Origin of the sequence: Halorubrum sp. Atlit-8R, from assembly GCF_003666025.1 — an archaeon.
GTDB lineage: Archaea > Halobacteriota > Halobacteria > Halobacteriales > Haloferacaceae > Halorubrum > Halorubrum salinarum.
Map to the genome: position 1 here is coordinate 90,454 of NZ_QPLV01000002.1, position 22,904 is coordinate 113,357.

Consider the following 22,904-nt stretch of genomic DNA (forward strand, 5'->3'; position numbering starts at 1 on the left):
CTATATAGTCTATGTACGCTGTTATGATCGATACTGGTACTATTGCGTGCTCCCACCGGATACGAGTGCGGACATATCAGAAATATAAACCAGTTTAATACACTACTGCCTGTCTCCACTCGATGTCAGACCGGAACTGGGTTGACGGAGGCGTGTCGCGGCGGAAAGTTCTCATCACGTCCGGGGCGCTCGGGTCCGCCGGATTGGCGGGCTGCGGGGGCAGCAGCGACGGCGGTGACGGCGGTTCGGGCGGTTCGGGCGGTTCCAGCGGCGACGGAAGCGACGGAAGCGACGGAAGCGACGGCGGCTCCGGCGGCGACGACGGCTCCGGTCCCAACACGGCGCTGCTCAACGCCGAGGGGTCCTCGACGGTGTACCCCATCTCGAACACGGGGAGCTCCTACTGGAACTCCAACGCGCCGCCGAGCGACGGCGAGTACTGGGGGTCGAACGACGAGGGGTCGGTCCCGGGCTGGAACCAGCTCTCGGCCGACGGCGCGGACGACATGCTCATCGCCGACTACTTCGCGTCGAAGTTCGGCTTCGAGCCGAGCGAGCAGCGCTCCTCGCCGCCGTTCCCGACGACCGTCGGCCTGAGCCACTCGGGCACCGGCTGCGAGGCCGTCACCGAGGGGCTCGTCGACATCGGTAACTCCTCGGGTCCGATCACGGCCGAGCTCGACTGGAGCGAGGAGCAGGCCCAGAGCACGGTCGTCGACAACGTCGTCGGGCGCGACGGACAGCCGGTCGTTATCAGCTCCGACGTCGCCGACGCCGGCGTCAGTCAGCTGACGGGCGAGGAGATCCGCGCGATCTACCAGGACGAGATCACCAACTGGAGCGAGATCGACGGCGTCGACTACGACCAGGAGATCTACGTCATCGGCCGCGCCGAGGGCTCCGGGACGGACACCTCGTTCCGCCTGAACATGCTCGGTGAGGCCGACGCCTCGATGTCCGGCGTCGACACGCGCTTCGGGCAGAACCAGCAGGTCGCGCAGGCCGTCGCCCAGAACGAGGGCGCCATCGCGTACATGGCGCTCGCGTTCACGGGACCGGAAGTGACGCCCATCGCGATCGAGTTCGACGGCACGCTGTACGAGACCAGCCGGGACGCGGAGAACACGATCTTCGACAGCGAGTACCCGCTCAACCGCGACCTCCACATGTACACGCTCATCGAGGAGGACAACCCCGACGGCGGCGGGTACGACCCGCGCGAGGCGGCGTTCGTCAACATGTTCCTCAACGAGTTCGGGCAGAGCGTCTTCGTCGAGGGGAACAACTACATCCCGCTCCCGACCAGCGACCTCGAAGCGATGAAAGAGAAGGTCTCGGCGGTCGCCACCGAGGACCTCATCTCGCCGTAACGGACCGGAGTCCGGTCCTCGATCGCGCCACGGGTCGCCGGTTCACCGGCTGACCCCGCCGTTACACCCTGAAACACACGTTCACAATGGATTCCACTTCTGCGAGAGACGCCACGCACAGATGACACCGCTAACAGACCCATGTCGTCGGTAGGCCGACTCCGCGGGCGCGCGAGTCGGGCGCTCGGCGAGCAGCTGCGACGGCTCAGCGAGTTCGTCGACGACACCGAACCCCCGGCGCTGGCGATCGTCGCGACGATGACGCTGTCGCTTTTCGCCACGCTCGTCGGGTTCCTCGCCGTCTCCGACCTGACGATCGTGCCCTTCGTCGTCTTCCTCGGCGCCGCGGGGATCGGCTGGTTCCGCTATCAGGAGGAGACGGCGTACACCGTCGCGCTGATGATGACGGCCTCGACGATCCTCGTCCTCGGCCTGATCATCGTGTTCATCTTCCGGGAGTCGATCCCGGTGATCCGGTACGAGAGTGCGACGGTGTTCGGCGTCACCGTCCCCGGGATCCGGATGTTCATCCAGCCGAACTGGGACGCCGTCTCGCCGCCGATCCGGTACTCGATGGTCCCGATGATCCACGGGACGGTGATGGTGACGCTCATCGCGTCGGCCGTCGCCGCGCCGCTCGGGGTCTCGGCGGCGCTGTTCCTCTCCGAGATCGCCCCGCCGACCGTCCGCGAGGTCGTCAAGCCCGGCGTCGAGATCCTCGCCGGGGTCCCCTCGATCGTCTACGGGTTCATCGGGTTCACCGTGCTCGGCCCGTGGGCCTCGGACCAGTTCCAGACCACCGGGCAGGGGTCGTACCTGTTCGTCGGAATCGTCGTCGGCCTGATGGCGCTGCCGACGGTCGTCTCCGTGGCGGAGGACGCGCTGAGCAGCGTCCCCGAGTCGATGAAGAGCGGCTCGCTGGCGATGGGCACGACCGACTGGCAGACGATGACCTCGATCACGCTCCCGGCGGCGTTCTCCGGCGTGTCGGCCGCGGTCCTGCTCGGCGTCGGCCGCGCCATCGGCGAGACGATGGCCGCCACGGTGATGCTCCGCGGCGTGCCGCGGCTCACTGACCCGCTCGTCAACGTCTTCTACGGGCAGGAGACGCTGACCTCGATCATCGCGCGGAACTACGGGGAGGCGGACGGGCTCCAGATGGACGCCCTGTTCGTCGCCGGCGTCATCCTGTTCGTCACCGTCCTCGTCATCTCGATCGGCGCGCAGTACATCGAGTGGCGGATGCACAAGCGGCTCGGGGGTGAGGTCTGATGGCCGGTGCCAACGAGACCGACGCGAAGCTCGTCGAGTCCGAGACCACCGAGACGGACGCGGTCGCCGGGGTGGCGGTCGGCCTCTCGGCGGTCCTGTTCGCCCTCGCGGTCGCGGCGCTGTTCGAGCGCGTCAGCCTCACCGGCTCGCTGTTCGGCGTCCGGACCGTGACGCTGCTCGGCGGCCTCCTGACCGCCCTGGGCGTCGCGGTGGTCGCTTTCGGCGCCGGCTCGCGGCTCGGCTACGTTGAGACCGATCCCGACCCGAGCGCCGGGCTCGTCGCCGGCTTCGGCGCCGCCGTCCCGTGGGTCGCCGTCGGCGGGGGCGTCGCGAGTCAGACGCTCGGCCTCGGCACCGCCGGCGGCGCAGTCGCCGGGATCGCCGCCGGCGGCGTCGCGTTCGCGCTCACCGTCCTCCCGCGGGAGGACCTCGGGTCGACGCTCCCGCTCGGGAGCCTCCTCGCGCTGACCGGGCTCGTGTTCCTGACCGGCGTCATCGGTCCGGAGTGGGTGTGGGAGCTCGCGTGGGAACAGCGCGCCGCGATCACCGCCGAGTTCCTCATCCCCGCCTCGACGCTGTTCGCCGCCCTGTACGGCGGGTGGGCGTCGGCGAAGGCGTACGGCGGCTTCGGCGCTCGCGGGCGACACATGGGCGCGTACGTGCTCGTCTACCTGAACGCGCTCTCCATCGTCGCCTTCCTCTTCATCCTCGTCGCCTTCGTGGTCGTTCAGGGGCTCCCCGGCCTGCTGAACGGCGCCGAGTTCGGCTTCGGGACCGGACCGGAGACGACGATCCTCGGGGCGTCGGTCACCCTCCCGGCGTCGGTCCCGTTCGTGATGAACGGCGTCGCGCTGTTCAACGACTTCCAGGGCGTGTTGCCGGCCATCGTCGGCACGCTGTGGCTCGTCGGCGGGGCCGTCGTGCTCGCCGTCCCGCTCGGCGTCGGCGCGGCCGTCTTCCTCACCGAGTACGCCGACCGCGGCCGGTTCACGCAGGTCGTCGAGATCGCCACCAACGGGCTGTGGAGCACCCCGAGCATCGTCTTCGGCCTGTTCGGGTTCGCGTTCCTCGTCCCGCGGTTCGGCAACGGGAAGTCGCTGCTCTCGGGGATGATCACGCTCGGGTTCATGCTGCTCCCGCTCGTCGTCATCACCTCCCGCGAGGCGATGCTCTCGGTCCCCGACGAGTACCGCGACGCGAGCGCCGCCCTCGGCGTGTCGAAGTGGCAGACGATCCGCAGCGTCGTCCTCCCAGCGGCGCTCCCGGGCGTCGTCACCGGCGTCATCCTCGGCGTCGGCCGCATCGCCGGCGAGACGGCGCCGATCCTGTTGACGATGGCCGGCGGGACGTTCCTCCCGGGCTCGCAGACCGCCGACGTCCTCGGTAGCTTCCAGTTCACGACGGCGCCGCCGTTCGTGGCGAACCCGGCGCTGATGGAGGCCACGTCTGCGCTCCCGTACCAGCTGTACGCCCTCATCGCAGCCGGCGTCGGCGCGAGCAGCAACGTCGGCAACGCGGACGAGTTCCGGTGGGCGACGGCGCTGGTCCTGCTCGTCGTCGTCCTCTCCTTCTACGCGATCGGCATCGCGACGCGCTACTACTTCCGGCGGCGGCTCAAGCACACCTGATCACCGATGAGCGAGAACACGACACCACAGACCCAGACCACGACCGCGGCGGCGGAGAGCGACCAACCACTCACGACGACCGCCGGCGAGACCGCCGAGCAGACGCGGTCGGAGTGGACCGACTACGAGTTCCCGGGCGACGCGAAGATGGCCGTCGAGGACCTCCACGTCCACTACGGCGACGACCACGCGCTGAAGGGCGTCTCGATGGAGATCCCCGAGAAGAGCGTCACCGCGCTGATCGGCCCCTCCGGCTGCGGGAAGTCGACGTTCCTCCGGTGTCTCAACCGGATGAACGACCGCGTCAGCTCCGCCCGGATCGACGGGTCGGTGAAGCTGGACGGACAGGAGATATACCAGGACGGCGTCAACCTCGTCGAGCTCCGGAAGCGGGTCGGGATGGTGTTCCAGTCCCCGAACCCGTTCCCGAAGTCGATCCGCGAGAACATCGCCTACGGGCCGAAGAAGCACGGCGACCTCGACACGGGCCTCCTCGCGCGGCTGCTGAACCGGAGCGACGCCGAGGAGCGCGACGAGCTGGTCGAGCGCTGTCTCCGCGACGCGGCGCTGTGGGACGAGGTGAGCGACCGGCTCGACGACAACGCGCTCGGCCTCTCCGGCGGTCAGCAACAGCGGCTCTGTATCGGCCGGTGCCTCTCCGTCGACCCCGAGGTCATCCTGATGGACGAGCCGGCCTCCGCGCTCGACCCGATCGCCACCGCGAAGATCGAGGACCTGATCGACGACCTCGCGGAGGAGTACACCGTCGTCATCGTCACGCACAACATGCAACAGGCCGCGCGCATCTCCGACCAGACGGCGGTGTTCCTCACGGGCGGCGAACTGGTCGAGTACGGCGACACCGACCAGGTGTTCGAGGACCCCCACAGCGAGCGCGTGGAGGACTACATCACCGGCAAGTTCGGGTGATTCCGTGCCCCGAGAACGGTACCAGGACTCGCTCGACGGTCTCCGATCGGAGGTGCTCGCGATGGGCGAACTCGTGACGGAGCGGCTCGGAGACAGCCTGGAGGCCGTCGAGAACCGGGACGAGTCGCTGGCGCGGGCCGTCGCCGCCGGCGACGACGAGGTCAACGAGACGTACCTCGAGTTGGAGGACCGCTGCGTCGACCTCTTCGCGCTCCAGCAGCCGGTCGCCGGCGACCTCCGGTTCGTCACGGCCTCGTTCAAGATCATCACCGACTTAGAGCGGATCGGCGACCTCGCGGTGAACCTCGCGAACTACTCGCTGGCGGCGCGGGAGACGGTCGCCCCCGAGGTGGCGATCGACGCGATCGGCGCGGCGTCGCTCGACCTCCTCGAACGGAGCCTCGCGGCGTACGAGAGCGGGGACCCCGCGGCGTGCCGGGCCGTAGCCGCCGGCGACGACGAGGTGGACGCGCTCTGCCAGCGGGCGAGCGAGAGCGTCACCCGCGAGCTGATCGCCGAGACCGACGACGGCGGGTGGGCCGCCGAGCGACTGTTGGACGACGTGTCGCGGGTGCTGTTGACCGTGCGAGACCTGGAGCGGGTCGGCGACCACGCGGTGAACATCGCGGCGCGAACCCTGTACATGGTCGAGAGCGAGCCGGAGCTACTCTACTGAGCATGGAAACCCGCAAGATCCAGACCGTCGGAAACGGAACGTACACCGTCTCGCTGCCGAAGGAGTGGGCCGAGTCGCAGGGCGTCACCGCCGGCGACACCGTGAGCCTCCACGACCACATCGACGGCGTGCTGGCGGTCCAGGCGCCGGAGGGCCGCGACGCCGACGCGCCGGCCGCCGGCCGGATCGAGTCGACCGAGCCCGAGGTGATCGCGCGGGCGCTGCGAGCGGCCTACGCCGCCGGCCTCCGGGAGGTCACGGTCGAGCGCGACGGGGCGCTCACCCCGGCGCAGCGGCGGGCCGTCGAGCGGACGGCTCGGGGTCGGATCGGGATGTCCGTGGCCGCGGAGTCAGAGACGGAGACGACGGTGCGGATCATGCTGGACTCGGAGGAGGTCTCCGTGAGCCAGTCGCTCCGCCAGCTGTCGTTCACCGCGCGCTCGATCCACGCGGACGCCGTCGAGGCGCTCGCGGCGGCGCCCGACGAGTCGCCGGTCGGCTCCCGAGACGACCAGGTCGAGCGCCTCGCGGCGATGGTCGAGCGGTCCGTCTCGCGGGGGGCGGCGGACCTGAGCGAGGTCGACGCGCTCGGCGCGACGCGGCCGGAGCTGTTCGAGTCGTGGACCGCGATGCGCGAGCTCCGCCGGTTCGGGGACGCCGCGTCGGAGATCGGCGCCGCCGCCGCCGCGCTCGACGAGCCGCCGGACGGGCCGCCGCTGGAGGCGTTCCGCGAGGTCGGCCGAGCGGTCCGCGAGGTCGTCGTCGACGGGGTGGGCGTGGCCCTCGGCGACGAGCCCGTCGCCGCCGCCCGGGACGCGGTCGTCGCCGCCCGCGAGGCGCGCGAGCGGATCGACTCCTTCGACCGGCAGTTGGACGAGGCGGGGCCGGGCGCCGCGGAGCTGCGCTGGGCCTCGCGCGCGCTCCGGCGGACCGCGGAGCGCGCCGGCGACGTCGCCGAGGTCGGGCTCCGGCGGGCGGTCCGGTGCGGCGAGCCGGTGCGCGACGCGGAGTAGCGGCGCGACCGCGGAACGCGCCGCTCCGGCAAGCGCAACGACTGTAAGCCCGCGGAGCGACCGTCGTCGTATGACCGTTTGCGAGGCGCCGGGGAAGGTGTACCTCTTCGGCGAACACGCCGTCGTCTACGGCGAGCCGGCCGTGCCGGCGGCCATCGAGCGACGCGCCGCGGTGACCGCCGAGCCGCGCGCGGACGACCACGTGCGCGTCGAGGCCGAGGACCTCTCCTTGGACGGGTTCACCGTGGAGTACTCCGGGGGGACGAGCGACCGCCCAGACGTGGACGTGCCGACGCCGCTCGTCGAGGCCGCGATGGGGTACGTCGACGCCGCCGTCGAGCAGGCGCGGGACGCGGCCGACGCCCCCGACGCCGGCTTCGACATCACCGTGGAGAGCGACATCCCGCTGGGCGCGGGGCTGGGGTCGTCCGCGGCGGTGGTCGTGGCCGGCATCGACGCCGCGACGCGCGCGCTCGGCGAGCCGCTCGACCGCCGCGAACTCGCCGAGCGGGCGTACCAGGCCGAGTTCGAGGTCCAGGAGGGGCAGGCCTCCAGGGCGGACACCTTCTGTTCGACGATGGGCGGCGCGGTCCGTGTCGAGGGCGACGACTGCGAGCCGATCGACGCCCCGAACCTCCCGTTCGTCGTCGGCTTCGACGGCGGCGCGGGCGACACGGGCGAGCTGGTCGCCGGCGTCCGCGCGCTCCGCGCGGAACACGAGTTCGCGGCGGACACCGTCGAGTCCGTCGGCGACCTCGTCCGGGAGGGCGAGCGGCTCCTCGCCGACGCCGACCCCGAGAGCGAGCCCGACCCGGAGCTGCTCGCGGCGCTGGGCGAGCTGATGGACTTCAACCACGGGCTGCTCGCGGCGCTGGGGGTCTCCGCACGGTCGCTCGACGCGATGGTGTGGGCCGCGCGGGACGCGGGCGCGCACGGCGCGAAGCTCACCGGCGCGGGCGGCGGCGGCTGTATCGTCGCGCTCGACGAGAGCGACGCGACGGAGACCGCGCTCTCGTTCACCCAGGGCTGCGAGGAGGCGTTCCGCGCCGAGCTGGCGACCGAGGGCGTCCGGGTGGTGGAGCCGTGACGGGCCCCGGTGCGGCGAGAGGCGGCGCGGACGACGCGGACGGCACAGACGACACCGCCGACTCCGAGGCCGGCGCGCCGCCGGTCGTCCTCAAGCTCGGCGGCAGCCTGATCACCGAGAAGGACCGGCCCGAGACCCTCGACGGCGACGCGCTCGACGCCGCCTGCGACGCGGTGGCCGACGCGCTCGCGGCGGGCGACGTCGACCGGCTCGTCGTCGTCCACGGCGGCGGGAGCTTCGGGCACCACCACGCCAGCGAACACGGCGTGTCGACGACGGCCGGCACGCGCGACGCGGACGCGGTGGCGGCGGTCCACGGCGCGATGAAGCGGCTGAACGCGCACGTGTTGGACCGGCTCCGCGAGCGGGGCGTGCCCGCGGTGCCGGTCCACCCGCTGTCGCTCGCGGCGCGGTCCGACGGCGCGGACGGTAACCTCGACCTCCCGCTCGGGTCGACGGCGACGCTCCTCGGCGAGGGGTTCGTCCCGGTCCTCCACGGCGACGGCGTGGCGACGGCGGGCGACGGGGTGACGGTCGTCTCGGGCGACGAGCTGGTCGTCGAGCTCGCCGCGGGGCTCGGCGCGCGCCGGGTCGGCGTCTGCTCGACGGTGCCCGGCGTCCTCGACGGCGACGGCGACGTGATCGACGCGATCGACGAGTTCGAGGCGGTCGCGGACGCGCTCGGCGCGAGCGACGCCACCGACGTGTCGGGCGGGATGGCCGCGAAGGTGCGCGAGCTGCTCGCGCTCGACGCGCCGGCGCACGTGTTCGGCGCGGAGGGGCTGGCGCCGTTCCTGTGCGGCGAGGACGCCGGGACCCGGATCGACTGACCGGTCGACCGCGGTCGCGCCGGGAACGGCGGCGCGCCCGGGTACAGAACCCTTATTCGACCCACGGCCCTCCCCTCGGGCATGAACGAATCGGACGTGCGGGAGCGGCTCGCGGACGTGCGCGACCCGGACCTCGGCGGCGACATCGTCTCGCTCGGGCTGGTGAACGACGTCGCGGTCGCGGACGGGACCGCCCGGATCTCGCTCGCGCTCGGCGCCCCCTTCTCGCCGACCGAGTCGGCCATCGCCGACGACGTGCGCGACGCGCTCGCGGACACCGGCCTCGACGTGGAGCTGTCGGCGTCGATCCCCGACGACCTCTCGGCCGACGAGCAGGTCCTGCCGGGCGTCCAGAACGTGATCGCGGTCGCCTCGGGGAAGGGCGGCGTCGGGAAGTCGACCGTCGCGGTGAACCTCGCGGCCGGGCTCTCGGCGCTCGGCGCCCGCGTCGGCCTGTTCGACGCCGACGTGTACGGGCCGAACGTGCCCCGGATGGTGTCGGCGGAACAGCGGCCGGAGACGGACGGCGAGACGATCGTCCCCCCCGAGCGGTTCGGGGTGAAGCTGATGAGCATGGACTTCCTCACGGGCGAGGACGACCCCGTGATCTGGCGCGGCCCGATGGTCCACAAGATCATCACCCAGCTCGTCGAGGACGTGGAGTGGGGCGACCTCGACTACCTCGTGATGGACCTCCCGCCGGGCACCGGCGACACGCAGCTCACCATCCTCCAGACGCTGCCGCTGACGGGGGCGGTGATCGTCACGACGCCGCAGGACGTGGCCCTCGACGACGCGGTGAAGGGGCTCCGGATGTTCGGCAAACACGACACGAACGTCCTCGGCATCGCGGAGAACATGGCCGGCTTCCGCTGTCCCGACTGCGGCGGCTTCCACGAGATATTCGGCTCCGGGGGCGGGAAGGGGCTCGCGCAGGAGCACGACCTCCCGTTCCTCGGCGGCATCCCGCTCGACCCCGACGTGCGCACCGGCGGCGACGACGGCGAGCCGGTCGTCTTGGAGGACGGCGAGACCGCGGACGCGTTCAAGGTGCTCGTCGAGAACGTCGCGAACAACGCCGGCGTCGTGCGCCGCCGCGGGGTGAGCGAGGACCGATGACCGACGCGGCGGACGACGAGACGACCGACGCGGTGGACGACGAGACGACCGACGCGGCGGACGACGAGACGACCGACGCGGCGGACGGCGACGCGAGCGGCGACGAGCGCGAGGACCCCCTCGCGGCCGCCGGCGTCGACCCGGTCGTGCCGGAGGACGCGGGGGGCGGCGAGTTCGCTGCGGACGAGGAGGTCCGCGAGTTCCTCCGCGAGGTCGCCGAGGACGTGCGCGGGGACAGCTCCGAGAGCAAGCAGCTCTCGGCGATCCTCTACCGCGTGTCGGACCTGTACGACTCGGACGAGGAGACCTCGCCCGAGGAGATCTACCTCAACGTCCGGCACATCATGCGGATCAAGTCGGAAGGCGGGCTGCGTCGCTGAGCCGCCCCGGCCCGCGGTCGGCGGTCGGTGCCCGCTCTCCTCCGCCCGTTAGTCGTCCGAACGGGCCGCCGCGGGGTCGATCGGCCGCTCGTCGAGCGGAGTCGCGTCGTCGGCGACCCCCGCGAGGCCGAGGCGGTCGAGCGTCTCGGGCGTCGGGAGGCCGCGCTCGCCCCAGCCCCGCGCGGCGTAGTAGCGGTCCAGCAGGCGGTCGAAGGCGTCGGCGTCGACCCCGGGCGTCCCGTCCGCGGCGGGCGTGCGGAGCGGCTCGGGGAGCGCGTCGTCCGCGCGGTCGAACCCCTCACGAGCGTTGAACAGCCGCGCGAGCGTCCAGATCCGCTCGCCGGTCCTCGCGAGCGCGTCGACCGGGTCGTCCGCGGCGTCGTCGCCGCGCCCGGCGGTGTCGACAGCGGGGTGGTCGACCGCCGAGAGCCACTCCGCGCCGAGGTCGGCCCCGACCGCCTCGCCGACGAAGTCGTCGACGACGAGGCTCCACAGCGCGGAGCGGGCGTTCTGCTCGCCAACCACGTCCCGCACCTGATCGGCGGGAGAGCGGTCGGGGCGGGCGAGGGGCTCGGTGTCCTGCGGCCGCGCGCGGCGGTGGCACGCGCCGCGGTCGCTCGTCGCGTACGCGAGCGCGACCCCGACGGCGGCGCGGGGGTCGAACCCCGGCAGCGCCATCGACTTCACCGTGGGCACGAGGGCCGCGCCGCCGAACCGGTCGACGGCGGCGTCGATCCCGTCGGCGAGTGCGTCCGGCAGGTCCGGGTCGACGGCGAGTCCGGGCACCGGATCGCGGGCCGCGATCGAGTCCAGCAGCCGCTCCGCGCCGTCGGCGTCGCCGAACGAGACGGGGCAGTCGACGACCCCCGCCTCGCCCGCGCGGACCGCCCACGCGACCGCGTTGCCCGCGCCGATCACGTCGAGGCCGAGCCGGTCGCAGACCCCGCAGAGCTCCACGACGCGGTCGAAGTCGTCGATCCCGAGCCCCGCGCCGAGCGTGATCGGCGCCGCGCCGCGCGGGACCACCTCGCCGTCCGGAGTGTCGATTCGGAAGCCGCCTGAGACGGGCTGATCCTCGCCCTCGCGTCCCGTCGCGCGCTCCAGCGCGGCCTCGACGCCGATGTCGTCGGCGCCGTCGAAGCCGGTCGCCGTCCACCCCTCCGCCGCGAGGATCCCGACCTCGTCGGCGTAGTCGACCGTCTCGACCGTCTCCCCGGCCGCCTGCCACTCGCCGGTCGGATCGCGGCCGTACGCCGCGGCGTCGCGGTCGCGGAGCGCGGCGAGGTCGTCCGGCACCGCGGGCGGCGGGTCGCGGGCGACGACCGCCTTCAGCCGCTTCGATCCCATCACCGCGCCGGCGCCGCCGCGGCCGGCGTGGTGGTCGCCGCCGTCGCTCGCGACCGTCGCGTAGGCCGCCTCGCGCTCCCCCGCCGGGCCGACGCAGGCGACGCCGGCGTCCGGGAACCGCGCGGCCGTCTCGGCGGCGTCGTCGCCCCACGCGTCGCTCGGCTCGATCCGGGCGCGACCCCCCTCGACCTCGATTCGTACCGGGCGGTCCGCGGCCCCCGTCACGAGCAGGCCGAGGCAGTCGCCGAGCGAGCCCGCGAGCCGGTCGGCGAAGTCGCCGCCGGCGTACGAGTCGAGGAAGCCGCCGGTGAGCGGGGACTTCGTCACGGCGGCGTAGCGCGTCTCGCCCGGGAGGTAGCCCGCGAGCGGCCCGACGAGGAGCGCGAGGACGTTCCCCGGGCCGGTCGGGTCGGTCCCCGGCGACAGCTCCTCGTAGAGATAGCGCGCGCCAAGCCCCTTCCCGCCGACGTAGTCGCGCCGCCACCCCTCAGGGACGCGCTCGCGGGCGGTCTCGCCCGCCGAGAGGTCGACCCGGAGGACGCGGGTGCGGCTCCGACTCATTCAGGCGCTCTGCGCGGCGGAGACGTATCAATCTGTTCGCCGTGCGGGCTGAGACCCGCCCGACCGCCTCCCGCTCGACCCACCGTTAGAGTGACCCCGGCGGCGGGCGAACGGCCGGGCATGGACCTGACGACCGCGCTCGACGCCCGCGACGCGACCCTCTGCGTCGTCGGCGCGGGCGGCAAGAAGTCGACGCTGTTCGCGCTCGCCGACCGGCTCGACCGGGCGGTCGTGACCGCGAGCGTCCGGATACCGATCTTCGACGACCGCGTCGCCGCGGTGCGGGTGACCGAGGACCCCGTGGCCGCGCTCGACGAGGTCGGGGAGGACGACTGGCCGCTGGGGCTGGTCCCCGAGCGCGACCGGTCGGACCGATACCTCGGGTACGACACCGCGACCGTCGCGGAGGTCGCAGACGCCGCGCCCGGCGCGACGCTCGTGAAGGCCGACGGGGCGCGCCTCCGCGAGTTCAAGGCCCCCGGCGAGCGCGAGCCGCAGATCCCGTCGAACGCGGACGTCGTCGTCCCGATCGCGAGCGCGCACGTCGTCGGCGAGCCCCTCACCGACGACCTCGTCCACCGGCCGGAGGAGGTCGCCGCGATCACCGGTCGCGAGGTGGGGTCGGAGATCCGCCCCGCCGACGTGGCGACCGTCCTCGCGAGCCCGGCTGGCGGGCTGAAGGGCGTGCCCAGCGGCGCGACCGCGATTCCGGTCGTGAACAAGGTCGACGACGACGCGGACGCCGCCGCGGCGCAGGCGGTCGCCGGAGAGATCCTCCACCGCGCCGACGTGCCGCGCGTCCTCCTCACGCGCCTGATCGCGGACGACCCGGTCGTCGAAGTCGTCGAGTAACGCTACGGACCCCCTCCGGAGACCTCCTCGAACGACCGCCACAGCGCCCGGTACAGCGTCCACGCGTCGACGCCGGTCCGGTTCATCACGGCTCGGCAGGCGTCGTCGAACCGCCGGTAGTCGGCCGCCGCCGGCGAGTCCGGATAGTCGCCGTCGAGCTCGCCGGCCGCGGCCAGCACCGCCCAGGTCCGGCGGTCGATCGCGACGAACCGCGAGGGGGCGAGGAACTGACAGAAGGCGGACGCGACCGCGACGTCGACGCCGTCGAGCGCGGTGAGCGCCGAGAGGGCGGCGTCGATGTCGCGCTCCCCGTCGGCGGGGGCGTCCTTGTCGCGGCACTCGTCGGCGCGAGCGTCCCCATCGGGGTCCTCGTCGGCCGGGGCGTCCCCATCGGGATCCCCGGCGCCGAGCGCGTCGACAGCGGCGTCGAGCGCGTCGATCACGTCGCCGAAGTCGTTGTCGCGGAAGGCGTCCTCGCGCTCCCGCCGCTCCCGGTCCGGGTACTCGCCGAGGTACCGCCGGAAGTACCACCGGACGATCCACTGGGCGTCGCGGCGCCCGTACTCGTCGCCCGCGAACGTCTTCGGGACCGTCTCGACGTGCTGGCGCTCCACGTCGTACAGCGGCTCCGTCTCCGCGTACGCCCGGGCGCGGTCCCGGACGGTCGACTCGCTCAGGTCCATCGCCTCGCGGTACGGCGGTGAGACGGATGAACGTTCGTCTCGGCCGCACGGGCCGGGCCGCGACGCCGGATCGGTCGGTGCGCCCCGAGCGTCCGCGTCGTCCGGACCGGGGGACCACCGATACACTGATGAGACGAACGGCGAATCGTGTGGTATGTGCTCACAGACGGGCGGTGAGACGGATGTCCAGTGAACCGGACGACGCGACGAAGACGATCTGCCCGTACTGCGGCGTGGGGTGTGGGATCCGCGTGCTCGAAGGCGACGAGCCGGGCGAGATGCGCTTCATGCCGTGGGGCGACGCGCCGGTGAACGAGGGGAGCGTCTGTATCAAGGGCGGCGCGGCGACGCAGGTCGTCGACCACGAGGACCGACTGACGGAGCCGCTGATCAAGGAAAACGGCGAGTTCCGCGAGGCGACCTGGGAGGAGGCGCTCGGCCGCGTCGTCGACGAGATGAGGTCGATCCGCGAGGAGCACGGTCCGGACGGGATGGGATTCTTCGGCTCCTCGAAGACGTTCAACGAGGAGAACTACCTCATCCAGAAGCTGGCGCGGCGGTACGGAACGAATCAGGTGGACAACTGCACGCGGATGTGCCACGCCTCCACCGTCTGGGCGCTGCGCACCAGCCTCGGCATGGGCGCGATGACGAACAGCATGGCCGACTTGGAGGACTCGGCGGACGTGCTGTGGATCCAGGGCGCGAACCCCGGCGAGCAGCACCCGATCGCCAACAGCCAGTACTTCCGGCAGGCCGTCCTGGAGGGCGCGACCGTCATCCAGGTCGACCCGCACGCGAACAAGACCACCCGGTCGTTCGAGATCGACGAGACCGACCGGCACATGCACCTCCAGCTGAAGCCCGGCACCGACATCCCGCTCCTGAACGTCGTCCTCAAGACGATCTTAGAGCGCCACGAGGAGGAGCCCGACGCGGGCTGGATCGACGAGGCGTTCGTCGAAGAGCGCACGAAGGGGTTCGACCACCTGAAGGAGACGCTGGCGGACTTCGACGTGGAGGCGGCCGCCGAGGAGTGCGGCGTCCCGCTGGAGGACATCGAGCTCGCCGCCGAGAAGTACGCGATGGCGAACGACGCCGCCATCTTCACCGGGATGGGGATGAGCCAGCACACCTGCGGCGTCGACAACGTCCAGAACGAGATCAACCTCGCGCTCGTGACGGGGAACCTCGGCCGGCCCGGTACCGGCGTCAACCCCCTGCGCGGGCAGAACAACGTCCAGGGCACCTGCGACGTGGGCGCGATGCCGAACGTCCTGCCGGGGTACCAGCTCGTCGACGACGACGAGGCGCGCGAGAGCGTCGAGGAGGTGTGGGGCTTCGAGGTCCCGGAAGAGCCCGAGCTGACGAATGTCGAGATCTCCCACGCGATCGGCGACACCGTCCACGGGCTCTACGTCATGGGCGAGAACCCGATCATGAGCGAGCCCGACGGCAACGAGACGGAGCGCCGGTTCCGCGAGGAGCTCGACTTCATGGTGGTCCAGGACATCTTCATGACCGAGACCGCAGAGCTCGCGGACGTGGTCCTCCCGGCGACGACGTGGGCCGAGCGCGACGGCACCGTCACCAACACCGACCGCCGCGTCCAGCGCATGCGCGGCGTCCACAAGGTCCACGAGAACACGCGCCACGACCTCGACATCCTCTGTGAGGTCGGGACGCGATTGTTCGACGGCGACGAGTTCGACTTCGACGGGCCCGAGGAGGTGTTCGAGGAGCTGCGCGAGGTGTGCCCGATCATGCACGGGATGACCTACGACGCGCTCGGCGAGACCGGGATCCACTGGCCCTGCTACGAGGAGGGCGACGAGGGCGACTCGTTCCTCTACGAGGACTCCTTCGAGACCGACGACGGCCTCGGCCGCATCGAGGGCGTCGTCCACCAGGAGCCGAAGGAGACCCCAGACGAGGAGTACCCGCTCGTGTTGACCACGGCGCGGCTCGAGGAGCACTACAACACCGGGACGATGAGCCGCCGCTCGCCGACGCTCTCGAAGCAGCGCCCGGAGAACTTCGTCGACGTCCATCCGAACGACGCCGAGCGGTACGGGATCGAGGACGGCGACCACGTGACGCTGAAGTCCCGGCGCGGCGAGATCACCGTCCGCGCCGACGTGACCGAGGACATCAAGGAGGGCGTCGTCTGGACCACGCCGCACTTCGCGGCCGCCTCCGCGAACCGACTCACCAACGACGTGCTCGACGAGCGCGCCAAGATTCCGGAGTACAAGGCCGCGGCCGCGGAGATAGAGGTCGGGATCGAGGCCGCGGGCGACGACGCGGCGTCCGCCGACGACTGAGCGACGGCCGCTTTTTATACGGTCTCTTCCAGCACCGCCTCGTCGCCGTGTCGGACGACGACGCGCTCCGGAACGGGTGTCTCGGGGAACGCGACGGCGACCGAGTACGGGTGGGGTTCGGCGACGTCCGAACAGCGGTCGACGTCCGAATCGGGGTCGTCCTCGGCGACGATCCGGAGGCGGAGCGTCCCCTCGTCGAGCGCGGCCTCGAACAGCGTGACGCGGTAGCAGCTCCGGGGGCCGTCGAGGAGCGAGCCCGCCACGACCAGCCGCGGCGGGTCCTCGTTGAGGCGGCGGCGGACCTCGGCGACGTCGTTCCCGCCGCCGGGAGCGTCGATCTCGCCGTCGTGCTCGCGCCGGAACGTCACGTCGGCGCCGTCGATTTCGGTGGGGTCGTCGGTCCACGGCGGGGTCGGACAGCCCGCGACGGAGGCGGTCGAAGCGGCGGCCGCGGACGCGAGGAGGGCTCTGCGGCGCATGCCGAGGGCGACGCGGAGCGGCGTGAAGTGTCTTGTGCGCCGGTCGGGGTGTGGAGCCGCGCGGAGTGCGGCCGGCCGCCACCGCCGCATCCGAAACCACTATCCCCGATCCGGCGAACTTCCCCACATGGACTGGCCACACGACCCCGACGGCGAGCAGGGGAGCGAGGGCATGCGGCAGTACGGCCACGCCGTGCTCGCGAAGAAGATCGACGAGGAGGAGGACTTCCCGCTCACGGCCGCTGAGTACGTCGAGCAGTACGGCGACCACCCGATCCGGATCGACTTCGAGACGGTCGTCTCCGTCGAGGAGATCTTCGAGCACGTCGAGAAGGAGGAGTTCGCGGACTTCGTCGAGTTCCACCAGGAACTCGGCCGGGCGATGCGCGAGAACGGCTACTGGTTCTACGAGGGCGCCGACCAGTTCGTCGACGGCAGCGCTTGAGACGGGTTTTTCGAGTCCGCTGTCGTTCCTTTTGAGTAGTCGCCAGTCGGTCGTTTATAGATAGCTGCTGACGGAGCGACGGGAAACACCTCCAAAGCCCCAGTCGCGAGGGCTTGCGCGGCTCGCTGTCGTTCGAGACGCCGGAGGCGTCTCGTGATGACGAAACGGCGAAGCCGTTTCGAACCACGCGCTTCACTCGGTCGCTGACGCTCCCTCGTTCCAGTGCTTGCGTCGCCGGGCTTCGCCCTCGCGACTGCCCCTTTGAGTCCCGCCCCGCTCCGCACCGCAACCGCAGCCTCACACCTCCCCAGCCTCGCGGTTCGCGCTCTTCGAGCGCTCACCGCGTCCCTCGCGCGTGCTCCTCGCGGCCTTTCGGCCGCTCGTCGGCACGCGCCACCGCAGTTCGGTTGTAAGTGTCGCAGCTGTCGTTCGGATCTCGTCGGACGGAATCGGCGCGGTCGAGTCGATCGCCCGGTCAACCCTCGACTCTTTTAAGAACTCCCGGGGCGAGCGACCCATCATGGACAACGAGCGGATCGCCGTCCTCGCCCACGAGAAGTTCCCCGACCGCGCGAAGACCGCACTCGGCGTGCTGCGCTACGGCGACCAGGAGGTGTGCGCCGTCCTCGACCGCGACCGCGCCGGCGACCGCGTGGCGGACCACGTCGCCGACGTCTCCGACGCGCCGATCGTCTCGTCGTTCGCGGACGCGCACGCCGCGGCCGACGGCGACCTCGACGCCTTATACATCGGCATCGCGCCGATCGGCGGCGGCTTCGACGAGTCGTGGCGCGCGGACGTCGAGGCCGCGATCGAGGCCGGCTGCGACGTGGTGAGCGGCCTCCACTACTTCCTGAACGAGGACGAGGACCTGGCCGCGCTGGCCGCCGAGCAAGGCGTCGACCTGATCGACGTGCGGAAGCCCGACGACGACCTCAGCGTGGCGACCGGGGCGTCCGGCGACGTGGACGCCGACGTGGTGCTCACGGTCGGGACCGACTGCTCGGTCGGGAAGATGACCGCCTCGCTGGAGATCGTCGCCGCCGCCCGCGAGCGCGGCATCGACGCCGCGTTCGTCCCTACCGGACAGACCGGGATCATGATCGCGGGCTGGGGGAACCCGATCGACCGCGTCGTCTCCGACTTCACCGCGGGCGCCGTCGAGGAGATGCTCGTCGAGGTCGGCGACGACCACGACCTGCTCGTCGTCGAGGGACAGGGGAGCATCGTCCACCCCGCCTACTCGGCCGTCACCTGCGGCATCCTCCACGGGTCGATGGCGGACGGCCTCGTCCTCTGTCACGCCGCGGGCCGCGAGGTCGTCCACGGCTACGAGTCGTTCGACCTCCCGCCGCTGGCCGACTACGTCGACCTCTACGAGGACCTCGCGGCGCCGGTCCGCGAGACCGCGGTCGTCGCCGGCGCGCTCAACACGAAGGACGTGAGCGACGACGCGGCCGCCGCCGAGGCCGTGACCGAGTTCGGCGACGCGGTCGGCGTCCCGGCCGCCGACCCCGTCCGCGACGGCGCGGAGCGGATCGTGGACGGAATCGTCGACGCGGGGCTCGGCGGCCGATGAGCCTCGACGCCGAGTTCGAGCGGGTCTCGCTGCCGCTCGACGACCCGTTCACCATCTCGCGGGGGACGCAGACCGAGGCGGAGAACGTGGTCGTTCGGATCACGGACGACGCGGGAATGACCGGGGTCGGCGGGGCTGCGCCGTCGGCCCACTACGGAGAGACGGCCGACACCGTGACCGCGGTGCTGCCGGCGCTCCTCGACGCGGTCGAGCGCGTCGGCGACCCCCACGCGATCCGCGAGATCGAGTCCGAGCTCCGGGAGGTGGTGAACGGCAACCCCGCCGCCCGCTGCGCCGTCTCGATCGCCGTCCACGACCTCGCGGCGAAGCGGCTCGGCGTGCCGCTCTACCGCCTGTGGGGCCTCGACCCGAGCGACGCGCCGAAGACCTCGTTCACGGTCGGGCTCGACGAGACCGACCGCGTGCGCGAGAAGGCGGCCGACGCCGTCGCGGCCGGGTACGACGTGTTGAAGATCAAGCTCGGCACGGACCGCGACCGCGAGCTGATCGACGCGGTCCGCGACGCCGCGCCCGACGCCCGGCTCCGCGTCGACGCCAACGAGGCGTGGACGCCGAAGGAGGCGGTCGCGAAGAGCGCGTGGCTCGCCGACCGCGACGTGGAGTTCGTCGAGCAGCCGGTCCCCGCCGAGAACCCCGAGGGGCTCCGCTACGTCTACGAGCGGTCCGAGCTCCCGATCGCCGCCGACGAGTCCTGCGTCACCGCGGCGGACGTGCCCACGATCGCCGACCGCTGCGACATCGCGAACCTGAAGCTGATGAAGGCCGGCGGCCTCCCGGAGGCGCGGCGATTGATCGCCGCCGCGCGGGCCCACGGCTTAGAGGTGATGTGCGGCTGTATGATCGAGTCGAACGCCTCCATCGCGGCCGCCGCGCAGCTCGCGCCGCTCCTCGATTACGCCGACCTCGACGGCTCGCTGCTGCTCGCCGAGGACCCGTACGCGGGCGTCGACCTGACCGACGGGGAGATCCGACTCGCCGACCAGGACCGCGCGGGGACCGGCGCGCGCCTGGCCTCGGACTGAACGGCTCGGAAACGGGAATCGGGAGGCGGGGACCGCGGGGACCGACCGCGGGCGGGACGGGACCTCAGTTCCGCTGCTCGTCCGCGTCGGACTCCGACTCCTCTAACTCGACGTCGAGCTCCTCGTCGAGGTCGGCGCTCGAATCACCGTCGAGGTCGGCTTCGAGGTCGTCCGCGTCGATCTCCGACTCGATGTCCGCCAGCTCGGCGTCGACGTCCTCGTCGCTGACGGCGGCGTCGCCGTCGTCGGCCGATTCGCCCTTCCCGAGCTCGCCCTTGAGCGTCTCCAGCTCGGCGTCGACCTCGCTGTCCGTCGAGAGGCTCTCCAGCTCGCGGTCGATGCTGTCCTTGTCGGAGAGCGCGTCCTCGAAGGCGCCGGAGTCCTCCAGCTCGTCCATCGCCTCCGCGCGCGCCTCCATCTCCTCGGTGCGCTCCTCGGCGCGCTCGATGGAGCGGCTCACGTCCTCCATCTCGTCGCCGACGCCGGTCATGGCCTCGGAGACGCGGGAGGAGGCCTCGGCCGCCTCGTAGCGCGCCTTCATCGTCTCCTTCTTCGTGCGGAACTCCTCGATGCGGTTCTGGAGCTTGTTCTTCTTCTCGACGAGCTGCTCCTGGGTGTTGTTCAGCTCGGCGATCTGGCCCTCCAGCTCCTCGATCTGGTTCATCTTCGACTTCTTCTTCTCGAGGGCCTTCCGCGCGAGGTCGTCGCGGTCCTGCTGGACCGCCTCGCGGGCCTGGCGGTTGTGCTTCTCGACGTTCTCTTCGAGCTTGCGCTTTTGGATCTCCAGGCGCTTCTTCTGGGTCGTCAGGTCGGCGATCCCCTGTTTTACGTCCTGGAGCTCGTCGCGCATCTGTTCGTACGAGTAGTCGAGCGACTCCGTCGGGTCTTCGGCCCGGTTGAGGAGGGCGTTCACCTTCGAGCGGACGACGTAGGAGGCGCGCGAGAGGATTCCCATATCCCGTCATACGCGTTCCACCCGTTAAAACCTCATGCGGTTCGCGGTGGAGCGACGCGGTGCGGGGCGGGAACGGCCGGTCACAGGGACGGCCGCGCGGCCGCCGGTCGAGCGGCCGAGGCCCCGCCCGGCGACGCTCCCTGAACACTTATCGGGGGCGTCGGTGTAGGCCCGCGCATGGACATCGGCGTGCTGACCGTCCCCCTCGGCGGCGAACCGATCGGCGACGCGGCCGCGTACCTCGACGGCCTCGGCGTCGACGCCGTCGAACTCGGCGTCGGCGGCTGGCCCGGCGAGGACCACGTCGACCGCGAGCGGCTCCTCGGCGACGGGGAGGCGCGCGACGAGCTGCTCCGCCTGCTCGACGGGCACGGGCTCCGAATCTCCGCGCTGGCGACCCACAACAACCCGCTCCACCCGGACGAGGAGCGGGCCGCGGCGGCCGACCGCGAGCTGCGCGAGGCGATCGAGCTGGCCGACCTGCTCGGCGTCGACGCGGTGACCTGCTTCTCCGGGCTCCCCGCGGGGGCGCCCGGCGACTCGACGCCGAACTGGGTGACCGCGCCGTGGCCGACCGAGCACGCCGACGCGCTCGACTACCAGTGGGACGAGGTGGCGGTCCCGTACTGGCGCGACCTGGCGGAACACGCCGCGCACCACGGCGTCGACGTCGCGATCGAGATGCACCCGAACATGCTCGTCTACGAGCCGACCGGAATGGCCGCGCTGCGCGAGGCCACCAACGAGCGGATCGGCGCCAACTTCGACCCCTCGCACCTCTACTGGCAGGGGATCGACGTGACGGAGGCGATCCGGTTCCTGGGCGAGCGCGACGCGATCCACCACGTCCACGCGAAGGACACGCGGGTGTACGAGGCCAACTCGCGCGTGAAGGGCGTCCTCGACACGACGGGCTACGCCGAGGAGGCCGACCGCTCGTGGCTGTTCCGCTCGATCGGTTACGGGCACGGCGAGGAGCACTGGAAGGACGTGGTCTCGACGCTCCGGATGGTCGGCTACGAGGGCGCGCTGTCGATCGAACACGAGGACTCGCTCACCTCGGCGCGCGAGGGGTTAGAGAAGGCGGTCGACGTGCTCGACCGCGCGGTCTTCGAGACGGAGCCGGGCGACGCGTACTGGGCGGAGTGAGGCGGCGACCGAGGAATCCACGACAATGACCGACGAACCACTGCGGATCGGCGTACTGGGGTATCGATTCATGGGTAGGGCGCACGCGAACGCGCTGGCGCGGCTCCCGATGTTCTTCCCGGACGCGCCCGAGGTCGAGCGGCACACGCTCGTCGGGCGCGACGAGGAAGCGCTGGCCGAGGCGGCGGAGCGGTTCAGCTTCGCGAACACCGCGACCGACTGGGAGGCGGTGATCGACGAGGTAGACGTCCTCTACAACCTCGGGCCGAACCACGTCCACGCCGAGCCGTCGATCGCGGCCCTCGAAGCCGGGGTCCCCGTCCTCTGTGAAAAGCCGCTCGCGCCGACGGTCGAGGAGGCGGCGGCGATGCGCGACGCCGCCGCGGCGACGGGCGTCACCGCCGGGACCGCGTTCAACTACCGGTTCGTCCCCGCGATCCGGCACGCGAAGGGGCTGATCGAGGACGGCGAACTCGGCGAGATCCGACAGGTCCGCGGGCGGTACCTCCAGGACTGGCTCGTCGACCCGGAAGCGCCGTGGGCGTGGCGGATGGACGCCGAGATGGCGGGGTCGGGCGCGCTCGGCGACCTCGGGGCCCACACCATCGACCTCGCGGACTTCCTCGTCGGCGACCGGGTCGGCGGGATCGATCGCGTCTCCGGACACCTGACGACGTTCGTCGACGAGCGCCCGGTCTACGACGAGGACGGGGAGGTGACCGAGTACCGCGACGTGACCGTCGACGACGCGTACGGCGCGCAGGTCGCCTACGAGTCGGGCGCGACCGGGACTTTCGAGGCGAGCCGCGTCGCCGCGGGCCACAAGAACGACCACACGGTCGCGGTCCACGGGACGGAGGGGAGCCTGAAGTTCTCCTTGGAGCGGCTCAACGAACTGGAGGTCCTCCGCGAGGGGAACCGCGGCTACGAGACGGTGCTGGTCACCGAGGAGTCGGACCCGTACGTCGACCGCTGGTGGCCCCCCGGACACGTGATCGGGTGGGAGCACACGTTCGTTCACGAGAGCTACGAGTTCCTCTCGGCGGTCGCCGAGGGGCGGTCGTTCGAGCCGTCGTTCGAAGACGGGTACGAGGTCCAGAAAGTCCTCGCGGCGATCCAGCGCGCCGACGAGCGCGGCGAGCGGGTCGCGGTCGAGTGAGCGGTCGCGGTCGAGTGAGCGGT

Annotated in this window: 21 protein-coding genes; 17 read left to right on the forward strand and 4 right to left on the reverse strand. The window is 71.7% G+C overall.

The features are described from left to right. Positions 1 to 122: 122 nt before the first annotated feature. From DVK05_RS06240 to DVK05_RS06285, 10 genes are all read left to right on the forward strand, one after another. Positions 123 to 1,370, forward strand: a complete 1,248-nt coding sequence (locus DVK05_RS06240) for a PstS family phosphate ABC transporter substrate-binding protein (RefSeq protein WP_121562541.1) — start codon at positions 123 to 125, stop codon at positions 1,368 to 1,370. Between the two features lie 141 nt (positions 1,371 to 1,511). Next, positions 1,512 to 2,642, forward strand: coding sequence for a phosphate ABC transporter permease subunit PstC (gene pstC, locus DVK05_RS06245; RefSeq protein WP_121562542.1), 1,131 nt, complete (start codon positions 1,512 to 1,514; stop codon positions 2,640 to 2,642). Next, a complete protein-coding gene (pstA, locus tag DVK05_RS06250) occupies positions 2,642 to 4,270 on the forward strand; it encodes a phosphate ABC transporter permease PstA (RefSeq protein ID WP_121562543.1) in 1,629 nt (542 codons plus the stop codon). The genes pstC and pstA overlap by 1 nt, the downstream gene beginning before the upstream one ends. Positions 4,271 to 4,276: 6 nt before the next feature. After that, positions 4,277 to 5,200: a phosphate ABC transporter ATP-binding protein PstB gene (gene pstB, locus DVK05_RS06255; protein ID WP_121562544.1), complete on the forward strand. Its 924-nt coding sequence runs from the start codon at positions 4,277 to 4,279 to the stop codon at positions 5,198 to 5,200. A 4-nt stretch (positions 5,201 to 5,204) separates the two neighbouring features. Continuing rightward, positions 5,205 to 5,876 carry a phosphate signaling complex protein PhoU gene (gene phoU, locus DVK05_RS06260; protein WP_121562545.1) on the forward strand — a complete coding sequence of 224 codons (672 nt, stop codon included), beginning with the start codon at positions 5,205 to 5,207 and terminating at the stop codon, positions 5,874 to 5,876. Positions 5,877 to 5,878: 2 nt separating this feature from the next. Then, on the forward strand, positions 5,879 to 6,889 hold the full coding sequence (locus DVK05_RS06265; RefSeq protein ID WP_121562546.1) for an AbrB/MazE/SpoVT family DNA-binding domain-containing protein: 1,011 nt from the start codon (positions 5,879 to 5,881) through the stop codon (positions 6,887 to 6,889). 70 nt (positions 6,890 to 6,959) lie between these two features. Beyond that, positions 6,960 to 7,976: a mevalonate kinase gene (mvk, locus tag DVK05_RS06270; protein WP_121562547.1), complete on the forward strand. Its 1,017-nt coding sequence runs from the start codon at positions 6,960 to 6,962 to the stop codon at positions 7,974 to 7,976. After that, on the forward strand, positions 7,973 to 8,806 hold the full coding sequence (locus DVK05_RS06275) for an isopentenyl phosphate kinase (RefSeq protein WP_121562548.1): 834 nt from the start codon (positions 7,973 to 7,975) through the stop codon (positions 8,804 to 8,806). The genes mvk and DVK05_RS06275 overlap by 4 nt, the downstream gene beginning before the upstream one ends. 81 nt (positions 8,807 to 8,887) lie before the next feature. Next, positions 8,888 to 9,925 carry an Mrp/NBP35 family ATP-binding protein gene (locus DVK05_RS06280; protein ID WP_121562549.1) on the forward strand — a complete coding sequence of 346 codons (1,038 nt, stop codon included), beginning with the start codon at positions 8,888 to 8,890 and terminating at the stop codon, positions 9,923 to 9,925. Further along, positions 9,922 to 10,305, forward strand: coding sequence for a hypothetical protein (locus DVK05_RS06285; RefSeq protein WP_121562550.1), 384 nt, complete (start codon positions 9,922 to 9,924; stop codon positions 10,303 to 10,305). The genes DVK05_RS06280 and DVK05_RS06285 overlap by 4 nt, the downstream gene beginning before the upstream one ends. 48 nt (positions 10,306 to 10,353) lie before the next feature. Here the strand turns inward: DVK05_RS06285 and DVK05_RS06290 are convergent, their stop codons facing one another. Further along, positions 10,354 to 12,213, reverse strand: coding sequence for an aldehyde ferredoxin oxidoreductase family protein (locus DVK05_RS06290; protein WP_121562551.1), 1,860 nt, complete (start codon positions 12,211 to 12,213; stop codon positions 10,354 to 10,356). 120 nt (positions 12,214 to 12,333) lie between these two features. Here DVK05_RS06290 and yqeC point away from each other — a divergent pair, with 120 nt between their 5' ends. After that, positions 12,334 to 13,065 (forward strand): selenium cofactor biosynthesis protein YqeC, encoded by a 732-nt coding sequence (yqeC, locus tag DVK05_RS06295; protein ID WP_121562552.1) that lies wholly within the window; start codon positions 12,334 to 12,336, stop codon positions 13,063 to 13,065. Between the two features lie 2 nt (positions 13,066 to 13,067). On the opposite strand, the gene DVK05_RS06300 is transcribed toward yqeC, so the two are convergent. Further along, a complete protein-coding gene (locus DVK05_RS06300; RefSeq protein ID WP_121562553.1) occupies positions 13,068 to 13,748 on the reverse strand; it encodes a hypothetical protein in 681 nt (226 codons plus the stop codon). Between the two features lie 182 nt (positions 13,749 to 13,930). On the opposite strand from DVK05_RS06300, the gene fdhF reads away from it, so the two are divergent. After that, positions 13,931 to 16,072, forward strand: coding sequence for a formate dehydrogenase subunit alpha (gene fdhF / locus DVK05_RS06305; RefSeq protein ID WP_121562554.1), 2,142 nt, complete (start codon positions 13,931 to 13,933; stop codon positions 16,070 to 16,072). A 14-nt stretch (positions 16,073 to 16,086) separates the two neighbouring features. Here fdhF and DVK05_RS06310 read toward each other — a convergent pair whose 3' ends face one another. After that, positions 16,087 to 16,551, reverse strand: a complete 465-nt coding sequence (locus DVK05_RS06310; protein WP_121562555.1) for a hypothetical protein — start codon at positions 16,549 to 16,551, stop codon at positions 16,087 to 16,089. 127 nt (positions 16,552 to 16,678) lie between these two features. Between DVK05_RS06310 and DVK05_RS06315 the strand changes: the two genes are divergently transcribed. From DVK05_RS06315 to DVK05_RS06325, 3 genes are all read left to right on the forward strand, one after another. Next, positions 16,679 to 16,996: a DUF5785 family protein gene (locus tag DVK05_RS06315; protein WP_121562556.1), complete on the forward strand. Its 318-nt coding sequence runs from the start codon at positions 16,679 to 16,681 to the stop codon at positions 16,994 to 16,996. 520 nt (positions 16,997 to 17,516) lie between these two features. Then, a complete protein-coding gene (locus DVK05_RS06320) occupies positions 17,517 to 18,575 on the forward strand; it encodes a DUF1611 domain-containing protein (protein ID WP_121562557.1) in 1,059 nt (352 codons plus the stop codon). Next, the gene (locus DVK05_RS06325; RefSeq protein WP_121562558.1) at positions 18,572 to 19,618 is read left to right on the forward strand and encodes a dipeptide epimerase; all 1,047 of its coding nucleotides are present in this window, start codon (positions 18,572 to 18,574) and stop codon (positions 19,616 to 19,618) included. The genes DVK05_RS06320 and DVK05_RS06325 overlap by 4 nt, the downstream gene beginning before the upstream one ends. Before the next feature lie 64 nt (positions 19,619 to 19,682). On the opposite strand, the gene DVK05_RS06330 is transcribed toward DVK05_RS06325, so the two are convergent. Then, entirely contained in the window at positions 19,683 to 20,573 is an 891-nt protein-coding gene (locus DVK05_RS06330) for a PspA/IM30 family protein (RefSeq protein ID WP_121562559.1), read from the reverse strand. 177 nt (positions 20,574 to 20,750) lie between these two features. On the opposite strand from DVK05_RS06330, the gene DVK05_RS06335 reads away from it, so the two are divergent. Beyond that, positions 20,751 to 21,722, forward strand: a complete 972-nt coding sequence (locus tag DVK05_RS06335) for a sugar phosphate isomerase/epimerase (RefSeq protein ID WP_121562560.1) — start codon at positions 20,751 to 20,753, stop codon at positions 21,720 to 21,722. 25 nt (positions 21,723 to 21,747) lie between these two features. Next, a complete protein-coding gene (locus tag DVK05_RS06340; protein ID WP_121562561.1) occupies positions 21,748 to 22,881 on the forward strand; it encodes a Gfo/Idh/MocA family protein in 1,134 nt (377 codons plus the stop codon). Positions 22,882 to 22,904 lie beyond the last annotated feature (23 nt).